The organism is Psychrobacter urativorans, from assembly GCF_001298525.1.
In the GTDB taxonomy this organism is placed as follows: Bacteria; Pseudomonadota; Gammaproteobacteria; order Pseudomonadales; family Moraxellaceae; genus Psychrobacter; species Psychrobacter urativorans_A.
Window position 1 is genome coordinate 1,228,234 of the sequence record NZ_CP012678.1, and the last position, 14,216, is coordinate 1,242,449.

Genomic DNA, 14,216 nt, shown 5'->3' on the forward strand with positions numbered 1-14,216 from the left:
TCTATTTTTTTGGAATTTTGATTAGCAATGCAAGTTAGTCATGTGAGTGGATTATTTGGTTTTAACCGTTTATTAAACAAGATTGATGCGTGTCACCTTATGCTTGTTACATAGACAGAAGATGGCACGACGCAATAGAGGCTAAACCACCACAACTTGCTAAATTTAAACCAATGATCTTTTTTTATGTCAGGCAAAAGGAGTTGTCCTATGGAGAACCACAACGATTCATCCGGTTATTGGCGAGCGAATGTCCGTCTCATCACAGGTTGCCTCATCGTTTGGGCACTATGTTCTTATGGTTTTGGCATCTTATTACGTCCATTACTGTCAGGTATTGCGGTAGGCGGTACTGATTTAGGCTTTTGGTTCGCTCAGCAAGGTTCCATTGGGGTATTTATTATCTTAATCTTTTTCTATGCATGGCGCATGAATAAGCTTGATAAACAATATGGCGTAGACGAGGAATAGCCCTATGAGTCAATTTGCGATTAATATTATTTTTGTGGGTCTATCCTTCGCTTTATACTTCGGTATTGCTTGGTGGGCGCGCGCCGGTTCGACCAGTGAGTTCTATGTTGCGGGCGGCGGTGTGCATCCGGTAGTGAACGGTATGGCAACGGCTGCTGACTGGATGAGTGCCGCGTCATTTATCTCAATGGCAGGTATCCTTGCTGCTGGTGGTTATGGTGCATCGGTATACTTAATGGGTTGGACGGGTGGTTACGTTCTACTGGCCATGCTTCTTGCGCCTTATTTACGTAAATTTGGTAAGTTCACGGTTCCTGACTTTATTGGTGATCGTTTCTATTCTAAGACTGCGGCTATGATAGCGGTGGTGTGTTTGATTCTAGCGTCAACCACTTACGTTATCGGTCAGATGACGGGTGCAGGCGTGGCATTCTCACGCTTCTTAGAAGTGAGTAGTACCACTGGTTTGATTATCGCTGCTGTCGTGGTCTTCTTCTATGCAGTACTTGGTGGTATGAAAGGGATTACTTACACGCAGGTTGCGCAGTATGTGGTTCTCATGATTGCCTATACGATTCCTGCGGTATTTATTTCACTTGAATTGACAGGTAACCCGATTCCAGGTTTGGGCTTGTTCTCAAATGATGTGCAATCCGGTATCCCTATCTTAACTAAGCTTGACCAAATCGTCACCGATTTAGGTTTTACCGCTTATACGGCTGATGTACCTAATAAGCTAAACATGGTGTTATTTACGTTATCACTGATGATTGGTACAGCAGGTCTACCTCACGTTATCATTCGCTTCTTCACGGTTCCTAAAGTGGCTGATGCGCGTTGGACTGCTGGTTGGACATTGGTATTTATCTCGCTACTCTACTTTACTGCGCCAGCAGTAGGGGCTATGGCGCGTCTAAACCTCGTTGACACTATTTATCCACAAGGTGTTGAAGCTCCTCCTCTTGCTTATGAGCAGCGTCCAGATTGGATGAAGACTTGGGAAAAAACGGGTCTTATTAAGTACAACGATCTAAATAACGATGGTCTTATTCAGTTATATAGCGATAGTGGACTTGGTGCAGCAGAGCTTGCATTGACCGCGGCACAAGCTGATGGCGGCGACGTCGCTGCAGCAACGGCAGCAGTAGACAAAGCAAAAGCTGAGCATGCGTTAGAGCGTGATGGCGTCTTCGTTGATAGAGGCTGGGCAGGTAACGAGCTTGATGTTAACGTTGATATCATTGTATTGGCTAACCCAGAAATTGCGCAGTTACCACCATGGGTTATTGGCCTTATCGCCGCCGGTGGTTTGGCAGCAGCGCTATCAACGGCAGCTGGTCTACTACTCGCTATCTCTTCAGCGATCAGTCATGACTTGATCAAACGTAACCTAAATCCAAATATTACTGATTCGCAAGAATTAAAATATGCTCGTATCACTATGGGTATTGCAATTGTGGTTGCCACATGGTTAGGTATTAATCCACCAGGATTTGCCGCACAGGTGGTTGCATTGGCCTTTGGTATTGCGGGTGCTTCCCTGTTTCCTGTATTGATGATGGGTATATTCTCTAAGCGTATTAACAATCTTGGCGCAATCGCCGGTATGTTAACGGGTTTGATTACTATCTTAGTGTATATCTTCGTCTTTAAAGGTTGGTTCTTCATCGCTGGCACTGCAAACTTCCCTGATACGGAAGAATACTGGTTATTTGGTATCTCGCCACTATCATTTGGTGCGGTTGCAGCGTTAATGAACTTTATCGTCGCATTTGCTGTCTCTTATGCAACTGCCCCACCACCATTACATATCCAAGAACTAGTTGAGAGCGTACGTTCTCCACGCGGTGCTGGCGGCGCAGTCGACCACTAAGCGCCTACAGGTGACGTATCCTCTGTTACTATATATCACTCACAGGCAGCAGCTGCTTGTGAGTGATTTTTTTATCTCAACAGTACAATCATCATTCCAATTATTGTTATAAAATATTTTTTATGACAAGTGAATGCATTTATTAAATGCGCCTATCATGTTAAGGAAAAGTCCTATGCTTTATGAGTTTATCGCTACCATAGCCGCTGGATTTGGCTTAGCGGGGGTGGCACTTATTATCACTCACCTTAGTAAACTGGCAGGTAAACGCGCGCCCAAGTGGCTTATCCCCTTGTTTGGTGCTGCGGGTATCTTTGGCTTTCAAATTAATCAAGAATATAGCTGGTACGATCAAGAAGTCGCTCAGCTACCTAAAGGTGTCACCGTTGTTAAAAAGGTGGAAGAAAGCACTTGGTTTCGACCATGGACATATGTGAAGCCGCAAACCTTGCGCTTTATAGCAGCAGATAGCGGCAATGCGCGCCCTAACGCTGACAATAAAGACGTTTATTTGGTTAATTTATATTTATTTGAAAGACGTAGAAGTATACAACAAGTGCCACAAGTGATTGACTGTGCGGCACCCGCACGGGCAGACTATGTATTACAAGAAAAAGGCAGTCAGCTGACCATTGATGAACACGTCAAGCAAACCACTAAATGGCGTCCTTTAGAGATTAATGATCCCTTATTTATCAACGTTTGTACGAATAAGGCTTAGATAGACTGGTGTAAGCATGTTTTGAATTGGCTCCTAATAATAATCCGGCGCATAACCCACCAAAATGCGCCGCAAATGAGACGCCCTGCTGCGGCATCAGACCTTGTTTAATCGTCAGCCAATAACCTGTTCCCATAACGACACAAGATAGCAAATATCCCCAACGCCTTGCAAATACCGCCCCACCTATCATAAACCCGAGCATCGCAAAACAAAGCCCTGACGCACCAATATGCATCGAAAGTGGCGAGCCTATCAGCCACGTCATCATCCCTGAGGCAATAATCAGTTTAAGAATAGTACGATACGCATTATTTTCAAACAGCCCAAATAAAAATAATATCTGCAATAATACAAATGTATTACTTATTAAATGTGCTAAATCACCATGCATCGTCCACGAAGCAAAAACGCCAATCAGACTTCGTAAATCAAGTGTACGCGGTACAATACCAAAAATATTCCATAAGCCAAATAGCGCTATTTTATTGAGAAAAGACATCCCCCACATCGGCAAGAATACAAAAATGTATAAGCCAATAACCTGTTTCAATCGCACGATAACCAGTGATAACCACGGTTTCCAGTCCATATTTCGCCTTTTATTTTTATAGCGATATTGAATTTATGCAGCTTTATTTTAGTAGTTTATGTTTTAAGCGCTATCCATGCAATTGCCTAGTATTTATTTTATAACCTAAAAAATTATTAATTTCATAAATGAATGATATATGCTAATTATTAGCAGCAAATATTGTTTGCTTTGCCGGACTAAAAGTTAATGATGAGGCATTTTTAACAGCCGATAAAAGACTATCAGCATGCAGTAATGAATCCGAATGATAAGGCACTAAAGCCGTAGGAACAAAATTGCGCGCAGCATTAATATGTTGAATAGAATCGTCAAAAAATATATGAGGCGCGAAGGTTTTCAGAACCGATGTTTTTTCTAATCCTCCTAAAAAAAATGCCATATCAACATCGACGCCCCACTCACGTAACGTCTTAATAGCACGTAAATCAGCAGGCGCATTACGAGCAGTGACCAAAGCAATTTTTATCGGACAATGCTCTATACGTGCGGGCAGGCGCTCTTGCAAGTTTGATAACTTAATTAAAAGCTCAGCATAAGGACCTTTTTCTATCGGTAAATCACGCAGCTGGGTTTCACGTTCATGAAAAGCTCGTAACCCTTTCTGCTTATATAACAGCTCTCCTGAATCATCAAAAAGCACTGCATCGCCATCAAAAGCAATACGCAGCTGTTCAGTATCAAGAGTATAAGTATTGACTGGCGTAGCGTCCAGTATGGCACAAGCGCAAATATTGCCATCAGCAACTTGTTGTGCATCCTCACGATTGGTAGTCAAAAACAAATCGACATTAAAATCAGCAATATAAGGTGCTACCGTGCTCCCAGAAATAAAAGCTGAGCGTGAGATATTAAGCTTATGCTCACGGATCGAATTGAGAACTTGAATACCAGTATCGGGACTACTTTTAGAGACAATAACTACCTCAACCAAAGGTGCATCAATATCTGAATCCATATTCTTATTATAGTAATGATTTAAATTAAGGAGCGCCTTAATCAATGGATAACCAGCACCCATAGCTAAAGCATCATCTTCACGTTCAGCCATATAATCACGAAACTCTTTCACAGCGCTGATAGGGCGTTGCTGTAATAACTCTAAAAGATAATTCTCAGACTCCGATAAATCAAATAAAGCCGTTGCAGATATTGCAACTATCAAAGTATTGGTAAAGTCGACTGCCATAATTTCTTATTCTCTATAATATAATTTATTTTTAGTAGTGATAATCGACATTCAGTGTAGCAATAAGTTCTGAATAGCTAAGTATATTTTTATTACAATTAATCTTATTTTTTCATAAAAATCCCGCGCAAAGAAAACCCCCCAACGAATTAACGTTGGGGGGTTTAACTTTGAATAGAGAGCTGACGATGACCTACTCTCACATGGGCGAACCACACTACCATCGGCGCAATGATGTTTCACTTCTGAGTTCGGGAAGGGATCAGGTGGTGCCATCATGCTATGGTCGTCAGCAAAGGGGGTTAGATATGAGTCTGATGTTGTTATTATTGACGTCAATTTAACTTGTCGTCGACCAACATAAACCTAACTGAATCAAGGTTTAAGGTGATATCGAAATATATATATTCTAAAGCTTGCGCTTTACAAGATAGATTAATTAGAGCGGTTCATACAAACCACTTGGGTGTTGTATGGTCAAGCCAAACGAGCAATTAGTACAGGTTAGCTACATGCATCGCTGCACTTCCACACCCTGCCTATCAACGTCGTAGTCTTCAACGGCTCTTTAGGGAAATCTAATCTTGAGGTGGGCTTCCCGCTTAGATGCTTTCAGCGGTTATCCCATCCGAACGTAGCTACCGGGCAATGCCACTGGCGTGACAACCCGAACACCAGAGGTTCGTCCACTCTGGTCCTCTCGTACTAGGAGCAGATCCTCTCAAATTTCCAACGCCCACGGTAGATAGGGACCGAACTGTCTCACGACGTTCTAAACCCAGCTCGCGTACCTCTTTAAATGGCGAACAGCCATACCCTTAGGACCTGCTTCAGCCCTAGGATGAGATGAGCCGACATCGAGGTGCCAAACACCGCCGTCGATATGAACTCTTGGGCGGTATCAGCCTGTTATCCCCAGAGTACCTTTTATCCGTTGAGCGATGGCCCTTCCATACAGAACCACCGGATCACTAAGACCTACTTTCGTACCTGCTCGACTTGTGGGTCTCGCAGTTAAGCGCGCTTTTGCCTTTATACTCTATGAACGATTTCCGACCGTTCTGAGCGCACCTTCGTACTCCTCCGTTACTCTTTAGGAGGAGACCGCCCCAGTCAAACTACCCACCATACATTGTCCTCGGTATTGTTATACCTGAGTTAGAACCCCGACATGACCAGGGTGGTATTTCAAGATTGGCTCCACCGAGACTAGCGTCTCGGCTTCAAAGCCTCCCACCTATCCTGCACAAGTCAGGTCAAAGTTCAATGTAAAGCTGTAGTAAAGGTTCACGGGGTCTTTCCGTCTAGCCGCGGGTACACAGCATCTTCACTGCGATTTCGATTTCACTGAGTCTCTGCTGGAGACAGCGCTGCCATCATTATGCCATTCGTGCAGGTCAGAACTTACCTGACAAGGAATTTCGCTACCTTAGGACCGTTATAGTTACGGCCGCCGTTTACTGGGGCTTCGATCAAGAGCTTCGCTTACGCTAACCCCATCAATTAACCTTCCAGCACCGGGCAGGCATCACACCCTATACGTCCACTTTCGTGTTTGCAGAGTGCTGTGTTTTTAATAAACAGTTGCAGCAGCCTGGTATCTGCGACTGTCGAAAGCTCAAGGAGCAAGTCCTATCACCATCAACAGCGTACCTTCTCCCGAAGTTACGGTACCATTTTGCCTAGTTCCTTCAGCAGAGTTCTCTCAAGCGCCTTGGTATTCTCTACCTGATCACCTGTGTCGGTTTAGGGTACGATTCGTTTATAGCTATTGCTTAGAAGCTTTTCCTGGAAGCATGGTATTTGCCACTTCACTGTACAAGTACAGCTTGCTATCAGATCTCAGCCATATTACAGTCCGGATTTGCCTAAACTGTAAGCCTACATCCTTTCACCTGGACAACCAACGCCAGGCTGACATAACCTTCTCCGTCCCTCCATCGCACTATAAACAAGTATTGGAATATTAACCAATTTCCCATCGACTACGCCTTTCGGCCTCGCCTTAGGGGTCGACTCACCCAGCCCCGATTAACGTTGGACTGGAACCCTTGATCTTCCGGCGTGCGAGCTTTTCACTCGCATTATCGTTACTCACGTCAGCATTCGCTCTTGTGATACCTCCAGCATGCCTTACGACACACCTTCACAGGCTTACACAACGCTCCCCTACCACTTGAAAACAAGTTTCAAATCCGCAGCTTCGGCTCCTAGTTTGAGCCCCGTTACATCTTCCGCGCAGGCCGACTCGACTAGTGAGCTATTACGCTTTCTTTAAAGGATGGCTGCTTCTAAGCCAACCTCCTAGCTGTCTATGCCTTCCCACCTCGTTTCCCACTTAACTAGGAATTTGGGGCCTTAGCTGGCGGTCTGGGTTGTTTCCCTCTCCACGACGGACGTTAGCACCCGCCGTGTGTCTCCCGGATATTACTCATCGGTATTCGGAGTTTGCATCGGTTTGGTAAGTCGGTATGACCCCCTAGCCGAAACAGTGCTCTACCCCCAATGGTATTCGTCCGAGGCGCTACCTAAATAGCTTTCGGGGAGAACCAGCTATCACCGAGTTTGATTAGCCTTTCACCCCTATCCACAAGTCATCCCCTGGCTTTTCAACGACAGTGGGTTCGGTCCTCCGGTGCCTGTTACGGCACTTTCAACCTGCTCATGGATAGATCACTCGGTTTCGGGTCTATACCCTGCAACTAGACGCCCTATTAAGACTCGGTTTCCCTACGGCTCCCCTAAACGGTTAACCTTGCTACAGAATATAAGTCGCTGACCCATTATACAAAAGGTACGCAGTCACCCCAATAAATTGAGGCTCCTACTGCTTGTACGCACACGGTTTCAGGTTCTATTTCACTCCCCTCACAGGGGTTCTTTTCGCCTTTCCCTCACGGTACTGGTTCACTATCGGTCAGTCAGGAGTATTTAGCCTTGGAGGATGGTCCCCCCATCTTCAGACAGGATTTCTCGTGTCCCGCCCTACTTAATATGTTAACGCTAATGTTTCGAATACAGGACTATCACCTACTACGGTCAGCTTTCCCACGCTGTTCTTCTACATTAGCATTAATCGGCTTCTCCCCGTTCGCTCGCCGCTACTTGGGGAATCTCATTTGATGTCTTTTCCTAAGGGTACTGAGATGTTTCACTTCCCCTCGTTCGCTTCTTGTACAAGTACAAGATACCTACCTTATGGTAAGTGGGTTTCCCCATTCAGAAATCTCCGGATCACAGGATATTGCCGCCTCCCCGAAGCTTATCGCAGGCTGTCACGTCTTTCATCGCCTCTGACTGCCAAGGCATCCACCATGTGCGCTTCATTACTTGACCATACAACCCCAAGTAGTCTTAACCTATAAATAGATTTTGACTTCAAAGTGTCATACGCTCTAATTATGATAACGATATCACCTAATTTATACGCTTGATTCAGTTCTCTTTACTTTTTTGATAATCAATTCCTGGGATAACAACTGATGTCGTTAAGGAATTGATTATCAAGGTTAGAAACAACACGTGAACATGTTGTTCTAACCCAGACTCATATCTATGTTTTTAAATAGTTTCTATGCTCTCATCGAGTCACAGATTCTGTGTAAAACAGAAGTAAATAATCAATAACGATCACTTAATTCTGTTTATTTATTAGCATCTAAAGCTTGTCTATTAAGTGGTGGAGCCAAACGGAGTCGAACCGTTGACCTCCTGCGTGCAAGGCAGGCGCTCTACCAACTGAGCTATGGCCCCATATAAAATGGTGGGTCTAAGTGGACTTGAACCACTGACCCCCGCGTTATCAACACGGTGCTCTAACCAGCTGAGCTACAGACCCAATTACGCTTGCAATAAACGTAAGCTTAAACTAAAGAACAACTTGTTGTGAATTCTTGCTGACCGAATGCCATCTATAAGGAGGTGATCCAGCCGCAGGTTCCCCTACGGCTACCTTGTTACGACTTCACCCCAGTCATCAACCACACCGTGGTGAACGCCTTCCCGAAGGTTAAGCTATCCACTTCTGGTGCAATCAACTCCCATGGTGTGACGGGCGGTGTGTACAAGGCCCGGGAACGTATTCACCGCGGCATTCTGATCCGCGATTACTAGCGATTCCTACTTCATGGAGTCGAGTTGCAGACTCCAATCCGGACTACGATAGGCTTTTTGAGATTCGCATCACATCGCTGTGTAGCTGCCCTCTGTACCTACCATTGTAGCACGTGTGTAGCCCTGGTCGTAAGGGCCATGATGACTTGACGTCGTCCCCGCCTTCCTCCAGTTTGTCACTGGCAGTATCCTTAGAGTTCCCGGCTTAACCCGCTGGTAACTAAGGACAAGGGTTGCGCTCGTTGCGGGACTTAACCCAACATCTCACGACACGAGCTGACGACAGCCATGCAGCACCTGTATTCTAATTCCCGAAGGCACTCCCGCATCTCTGCAGGATTCTAGATATGTCAAGACCAGGTAAGGTTCTTCGCGTTGCATCGAATTAAACCACATGCTCCACCGCTTGTGCGGGCCCCCGTCAATTCATTTGAGTTTTAACCTTGCGGCCGTACTCCCCAGGCGGTCTACTTATTGCGTTAGCTGCGTCACTAAGTCCTCAAGGGACCCAACGACTAGTAGACATCGTTTACGGCGTGGACTACCAGGGTATCTAATCCTGTTTGCTACCCACGCTTTCGAGCCTCAGTGTCAGTATTATGCCAGAAGGCTGCCTTCGCCATCGGTATTCCTCCAGATCTCTACGCATTTCACCGCTACACCTGGAATTCTACCTTCCTCTCACATACTCTAGCTCAACAGTATCAGATGCAGTTCCCAGGTTAAGCCCGGGGATTTCACATCTGACTTATCGAGCCACCTACGCTCCCTTTACGCCCAGTAATTCCGATTAACGCTTGCACCCTCTGTATTACCGCGGCTGCTGGCACAGAGTTAGCCGGTGCTTATTCTGCAGCTAATGTCATCGTCCGTGGGTATTAACCACGGAGTCTTCTTCACTGCTTAAAGTGCTTTACAACCAAAAGGCCTTCTTCACACACGCGGCATGGCTGGATCAGGGTTGCCCCCATTGTCCAATATTCCCCACTGCTGCCTCCCGTAGGAGTCCGGGCCGTGTCTCAGTCCCGGTGTGGCTGATCATCCTCTCAGACCAGCTACAGATCGTCGCCATGGTAGGCCTTTACCCCACCATCTAGCTAATCCGACTTAGGCTCATCTAATAGCGAGAGCAACAAGTTGCCCCCTTTCTCCCGTAGGTCGTATGCGGTATTAATTCGAGTTTCCCCGAGCTATCCCCCACTACTAGGTAGATTCCTAAGTATTACTCACCCGTCCGCCGCTCGTCAGCAAGAAGCAAGCTTCTCCTGTTACCGCTCGACTTGCATGTGTTAAGCCTGCCGCCAGCGTTCAATCTGAGCCATGATCAAACTCTTCAGTTTAATCTTGCTATGAAGCTCTTTAAAGAAGCTTCTAAACTTGGCTCATCTAATCTGGCAATTACGCTCTCGTATGTTTCATTTAAATGAATTAACTTTGAGTTTTCTTGCTGTCTTAAATGATAATTTTTATAGTTAGTCACTCACCCCGAAAAGAGGTCAGTCCCAACTTTAATTTTTAGCATTCTGAATCAGCAAAAATCCACACAAGTTGTTCTTTAGTTATGCTTTTAAATAGTGTCTCTACTGTCGTCCAGTAGATGATGTTCTTTGCTATTCAATCAAAGCGATTAGCTTATCTCGTTTAGCGAGCTGACTATCATATCATGATTTATATGTTTGTCAAGCCTTGGTTCTAATTCGTTTCAACTTAAGTCGTTAGGTTGTAAGTTTGTTAACTCACTGCCTAGCTTCCTTTGCTGTGGGGCGTATTATATAGATTTTGGGAAGGGTGTCAAGAAGATATATAAAGGTTTTTATGTTTATGTTACGAATAATTTAATAGTGTATAGTTTTCAATACGTTAGGGTTAAAAATACTTTTAAATTATTAACCGCAGCCCTGTATTAACCATTATTCATCTACATTTCTTATTAGTTTTGTTTTATACACTTATATAGCTGAGTGTTTTATAACTAACTTAGTTTATAGCTTTCCTATCTTTTTGAAGAAGTCTTTATAAGCAGCAACTTTTTTATCTAGTGCCAATGGGTAAGCGCGGGAAGTAGAAGGGAGTCTATATAAGGTTAAATCATTTACCTTACCTGCTTTATTATTAGCAGCATTATGATATTCATAAGGATAATCAATACTTTGATTGGTCTTGGGCTGTTTTGATTTGGCAGGTGGCTCATGCAATAGGTTTAATAATACTTCTGTTGCTTTGCCGCCCGTAGTAAATAAAGATTTTACGTGAGGAACTTGGGGTAAGATAGTATCCAAATTAATGGTGGTGACAACGGTTAGATTTTTATCAGAGGCGTTACCCGTTTCACGAATCGCTTGGACGACAGTCGGGCAAGAGGCTATCCCGCGCTCAAACATAAAGGCGCGGATACGTTCAGGGTCAAAGCGCTTTTCATCCCCTACTCTAAAATAATCAGCATCGTCAAAAAATACGCGCCCATAGATACGCCACATGTCATTTTGGAAATTGGGGTAATGAAACCTCATCGCCCATTTGTCTGCTGTGGGCGGAAAGCTGCCCATCATCATGACGGTGGCATCAGGCGGTAGCACAGGACCGAACGGATGGGTCTCAATATGTGGCGAACCGTGTGGCAAATCATGTGGTGAATCGATTTGTAGCGCTTGCTGCCATATGAAGTCGTTAACAGGTTTTATGTATGTTGTGTGAGAATTAGCTGAGGTGTTGGTCATGATATTCTTCATCGGAAAAGTGGTTTTTTTGGTATGATAGTTATTGTAAACGATGTCTATAATGACTTTATAAAGCAATTACCTTATTAGCTAAGCTTATCATTTATGCCCTTACTAATATAAAAGCTTGTCATGTACAGTCAAGATACGATTTGTTATAGCTGTCTTTTAATAAAGATATCACTTTGTAAAGTGACTACTGCCTAACCTAAGACCGAAACCAAGAGAGTACTTATGAATGACCTAAAGATTAACGTAATCGACCATCCGTTAGTACGTCATAAACTGAGCCTGATGCGCGAAAAGGACTGTAGTACTTATAAATTTCGTACCTTGACCAAAGAGCTTGCGCGCTTGATGGCTTATGAGGCGAGCCGCGATTTTGAGATTGAAACTTTCTTAATGGAAGGTTGGTGTGGTGAAATCACCGGTGAGCAAATTATCGGTAAGACGGTGACTATCGTGCCTATTTTGCGTGCTGGTATTGGTATGCTCGATGGGGTGCTCGATATGATTCCAACGGCAAAAATCTCGGTGGTTGGTTTGCAACGTGATGAAGAAACGCTGGAACCGGTGCCGTTTTTTGAAAAATTCGTGAGTCATATGGATAAGCGCCCTGCATTGATTATTGACCCAATGCTAGCGACCGGTGGTTCGATGGTGGCGACCATTGACATGCTTAAAAAGCATGGTTGTAATAATATTAAGGCGTTGGTTTTGGTTGCCGCACCTGAAGGTGTGCGTTTGGTCAATGAGGCGCATCCTGATGTGACCATTTATACCGCCGCACTTGATAGCCATTTGGATGAGCATGGTTATATCATTCCAGGTCTTGGTGATGCGGGTGATAAAATCTTCGGTAAAAAAGAAGGTCAGCATTAGGCATTAAGTTTTTAAAAACAAAAGGTCATTAAGGTCGTAGTAGTTTCATAAACTCATAACTATTTTATTGTAATTTTATAAAAGTAGGTTGTTGTTAACCGTCATTATTCACTTATCAAGGATTATAAGGATAACCAATGAACGTATTGATTACAGGGGCAAGCGCAGGATTCGGTGAAGCATTGGCAAGGCGTTTGGTGGCTAAAGGTCATCAGGTAATCGGCTGTGCGAGACGACTGGATAGACTGAATGCGCTGGCACAAGACCTTGGTGAGTTGTTTTTGCCCGTGGTGATGGATGTCAGTCACCCTGAAACTATTCCGAAAATCATTGCTGATTTGCCAGAATTCTTTAAGCAAATCGATGTATTGGTGAATAATGCAGGATTGGCGCTGGGTACAGAGCCTGCGCATGAAGCTGATCTTAATGATTGGACTCGGATGGTTGATACCAATATCAAAGGGCTCATGTCAGTGACGCATGCGGTATTGCCTGCAATGGTAGCGCGCGATAGTGGTTATATTATTAATGTGGGCTCTATTGCGGGTAGCTGGCCATATTTTGGTGGCAACGTTTATGGGGCGACTAAAGCATTTGTGAAGCAGTTTAGCTTAAACTTGCGCGCGGATTTAGTCGGTACGCAAGTACGGGTAACCAATCTTGAACCGGGTAATGTGGCGGGCACTGAGTTTTCAAACGTACGCTATCATGGCGATGATGACAAGGCAGCCCAAGTTTATTCCGGTTTTAAAAATATGACTGGCGATGATATTGGTGATATTTTATTGTGGTTAATTGAATCGCCTGCGCATATTAACGTCAATCGGTTGGAAGTCATGCCTGTTGCACAAACCTATAATGGGCTGACGATTGCCAAGCAAGATAAATAAATCTGTTAATAAACACTCATTACCGTAATTCATAAAAGCGAAGCAATATAGAGTTATTTTCTAATAGCGCTATATTGCTTTCCCCTTCTTTGCATTTCTCTTTATTTACTATTTGCTCATCTACCAATCGTAAGTCGTTAAAATCCAAAATCAATACCTCATTACGTATGCGCTCACTCGTGCGCTTATTATGTCGCAACGGAAATCCTAGCACTTGCCTGCCTATCACCCGTATTTGATTGATAACAATAGCTTGGGTATTTGATTTTTTTGTATTTAAAAAAGCCGATTGATGTAATTGTTGCGCAGCCAGTACCGCGGTAGCAGGATTAATAGTGGTGGTAAAAAGCTTTTCACGGCGCGCGCGTTCTGGAATGTTACCTGCAACAAATAATATCTGCCCTAGCGGTAAATATTGTCCATAACGATGCAACTCGTGCCGGAATAATTCTGGCAATTCAACGTTGAAACTGTCTTCGGTTTGCTGATAGAACGTGGCAAAACTGCGCTGAATATAACGCCCAAATACAGTGGCGTTAATCCAATCTTGATACACCTCATTATCTTGCAAAATTTGAGTGAAGGCATAAGGGTCAGGTGTGATACTGCCGTTCAGCATTGCCAGTAATAAGGACTGTGCATCAGTAAAAGTATGTTGCGACCATACTTGCGGATAAAGACTGCTATCAAGTTCCGCTAGCGTTGAGTGGTTCATAACGCGTTGTCCTTCTTTTATTTTTAAGGGCAGCTTGCTACAGATTACTACGA

General features: G+C 44.2%; 9 protein-coding genes, 2 tRNA genes and 3 rRNA genes. 5 read left to right on the forward strand and 9 right to left on the reverse strand.

Features of this window, described 5'->3' with window-relative positions; genetic code table 11:
• Nucleotides 1-210 precede the first annotated feature (210 nt).
• The 3 genes from AOC03_RS05315 to AOC03_RS05325 all read left to right on the forward strand — a co-directional run bounded on the left by AOC03_RS05315 (nucleotide 211) and on the right by AOC03_RS05325 (nucleotide 3,065).
• Nucleotides 211-471, forward strand: a complete 261-nt coding sequence (locus AOC03_RS05315; RefSeq protein ID WP_062533987.1) for a DUF4212 domain-containing protein — start codon at nucleotides 211-213, stop codon at nucleotides 469-471.
• 4 nt (nucleotides 472-475) lie between these two features.
• Entirely contained in the window at nucleotides 476-2,344 is a 1,869-nt protein-coding gene (locus tag AOC03_RS05320) for a sodium:solute symporter family protein (protein WP_062533989.1), read from the forward strand.
• Between the two features lie 175 nt (nucleotides 2,345-2,519).
• Complete coding sequence (locus tag AOC03_RS05325; protein WP_062533991.1) at nucleotides 2,520-3,065, forward strand: hypothetical protein; 546 nt, start codon at nucleotides 2,520-2,522, stop codon at nucleotides 3,063-3,065.
• Here AOC03_RS05325 and AOC03_RS05330 read toward each other — a convergent pair.
• The 8 genes from AOC03_RS05330 to AOC03_RS05365 form a co-directional block, all read right to left on the reverse strand.
• The gene (locus tag AOC03_RS05330) at nucleotides 3,040-3,657 is read right to left on the reverse strand and encodes a rhomboid family intramembrane serine protease (protein ID WP_062533993.1); all 618 of its coding nucleotides are present in this window, start codon (nucleotides 3,655-3,657) and stop codon (nucleotides 3,040-3,042) included. The genes AOC03_RS05325 and AOC03_RS05330 overlap by 26 nt on opposite strands.
• A 142-nt stretch (nucleotides 3,658-3,799) precedes the next feature.
• Entirely contained in the window at nucleotides 3,800-4,846 is a 1,047-nt protein-coding gene (locus tag AOC03_RS05335; protein ID WP_062533995.1) for a 5'-nucleotidase, read from the reverse strand.
• A 180-nt stretch (nucleotides 4,847-5,026) separates the two neighbouring features.
• Nucleotides 5,027-5,140 (reverse strand): 5S ribosomal RNA (gene rrf, locus AOC03_RS05340).
• 179 nt (nucleotides 5,141-5,319) lie between these two features.
• Nucleotides 5,320-8,182: ribosomal RNA gene (locus AOC03_RS05345) — 23S ribosomal RNA — on the reverse strand.
• Between the two features lie 341 nt (nucleotides 8,183-8,523).
• Nucleotides 8,524-8,599 (reverse strand) — tRNA-Ala (locus AOC03_RS05350).
• 8 nt (nucleotides 8,600-8,607) lie between these two features.
• A tRNA-Ile gene (locus tag AOC03_RS05355) sits at nucleotides 8,608-8,684 on the reverse strand.
• Between the two features lie 76 nt (nucleotides 8,685-8,760).
• A 16S ribosomal RNA gene (locus AOC03_RS05360) occupies nucleotides 8,761-10,299 on the reverse strand.
• Together the 16S, 23S and 5S rRNA genes with 2 tRNA genes alongside form the textbook arrangement of a ribosomal RNA operon.
• Before the next feature lie 642 nt (nucleotides 10,300-10,941).
• Nucleotides 10,942-11,511 (reverse strand): DNA glycosylase, encoded by a 570-nt coding sequence (locus AOC03_RS05365; RefSeq protein ID WP_420480454.1) that lies wholly within the window; start codon nucleotides 11,509-11,511, stop codon nucleotides 10,942-10,944.
• Between the two features lie 399 nt (nucleotides 11,512-11,910).
• On the opposite strand from AOC03_RS05365, the gene upp reads away from it, so the two are divergent.
• Both upp and AOC03_RS05375 read left to right on the forward strand, forming a co-directional pair.
• The gene (gene upp / locus AOC03_RS05370; RefSeq protein WP_062533997.1) at nucleotides 11,911-12,558 is read left to right on the forward strand and encodes a uracil phosphoribosyltransferase; all 648 of its coding nucleotides are present in this window, start codon (nucleotides 11,911-11,913) and stop codon (nucleotides 12,556-12,558) included.
• Between the two features lie 137 nt (nucleotides 12,559-12,695).
• Nucleotides 12,696-13,448 carry an SDR family NAD(P)-dependent oxidoreductase gene (locus AOC03_RS05375; RefSeq protein WP_062534000.1) on the forward strand — a complete coding sequence of 251 codons (753 nt, stop codon included), beginning with the start codon at nucleotides 12,696-12,698 and terminating at the stop codon, nucleotides 13,446-13,448.
• A gap of 19 nt (nucleotides 13,449-13,467) precedes the next feature.
• Here AOC03_RS05375 and AOC03_RS05380 read toward each other — a convergent pair whose 3' ends face one another.
• Nucleotides 13,468-14,163 (reverse strand): hypothetical protein, encoded by a 696-nt coding sequence (locus AOC03_RS05380; protein WP_062534002.1) that lies wholly within the window; start codon nucleotides 14,161-14,163, stop codon nucleotides 13,468-13,470.
• Between the last annotated feature and the right edge of the window lie 53 nt (nucleotides 14,164-14,216).

Excerpts from the sequence above, each read along its gene's own strand:
- AOC03_RS05315 (WP_062533987.1), top strand. The coding sequence starts at position 211 with ATGGAGAACCACAACGATTCATCCGGTTATTGGCGAGCGAATGTCCGT.
- AOC03_RS05365 (WP_420480454.1), bottom strand. The coding sequence starts at position 11,511 with ATGATGATGGGCAGCTTTCCGCCCACAGCAGACAAATGGGCGATGAGG.
- AOC03_RS05320 (WP_062533989.1), top strand. The coding sequence starts at position 476 with ATGAGTCAATTTGCGATTAATATTATTTTTGTGGGTCTATCCTTCGCT.
- AOC03_RS05335 (WP_062533995.1), bottom strand. The coding sequence starts at position 4,846 with ATGGCAGTCGACTTTACCAATACTTTGATAGTTGCAATATCTGCAACG.
- AOC03_RS05325 (WP_062533991.1), top strand. The coding sequence starts at position 2,520 with ATGCTTTATGAGTTTATCGCTACCATAGCCGCTGGATTTGGCTTAGCG.
- upp (WP_062533997.1), top strand. The coding sequence starts at position 11,911 with ATGAATGACCTAAAGATTAACGTAATCGACCATCCGTTAGTACGTCAT.
- AOC03_RS05380 (WP_062534002.1), bottom strand. The coding sequence starts at position 14,163 with ATGAACCACTCAACGCTAGCGGAACTTGATAGCAGTCTTTATCCGCAA.
- AOC03_RS05330 (WP_062533993.1), bottom strand. The coding sequence starts at position 3,657 with ATGGACTGGAAACCGTGGTTATCACTGGTTATCGTGCGATTGAAACAG.
- AOC03_RS05375 (WP_062534000.1), top strand. The coding sequence starts at position 12,696 with ATGAACGTATTGATTACAGGGGCAAGCGCAGGATTCGGTGAAGCATTG.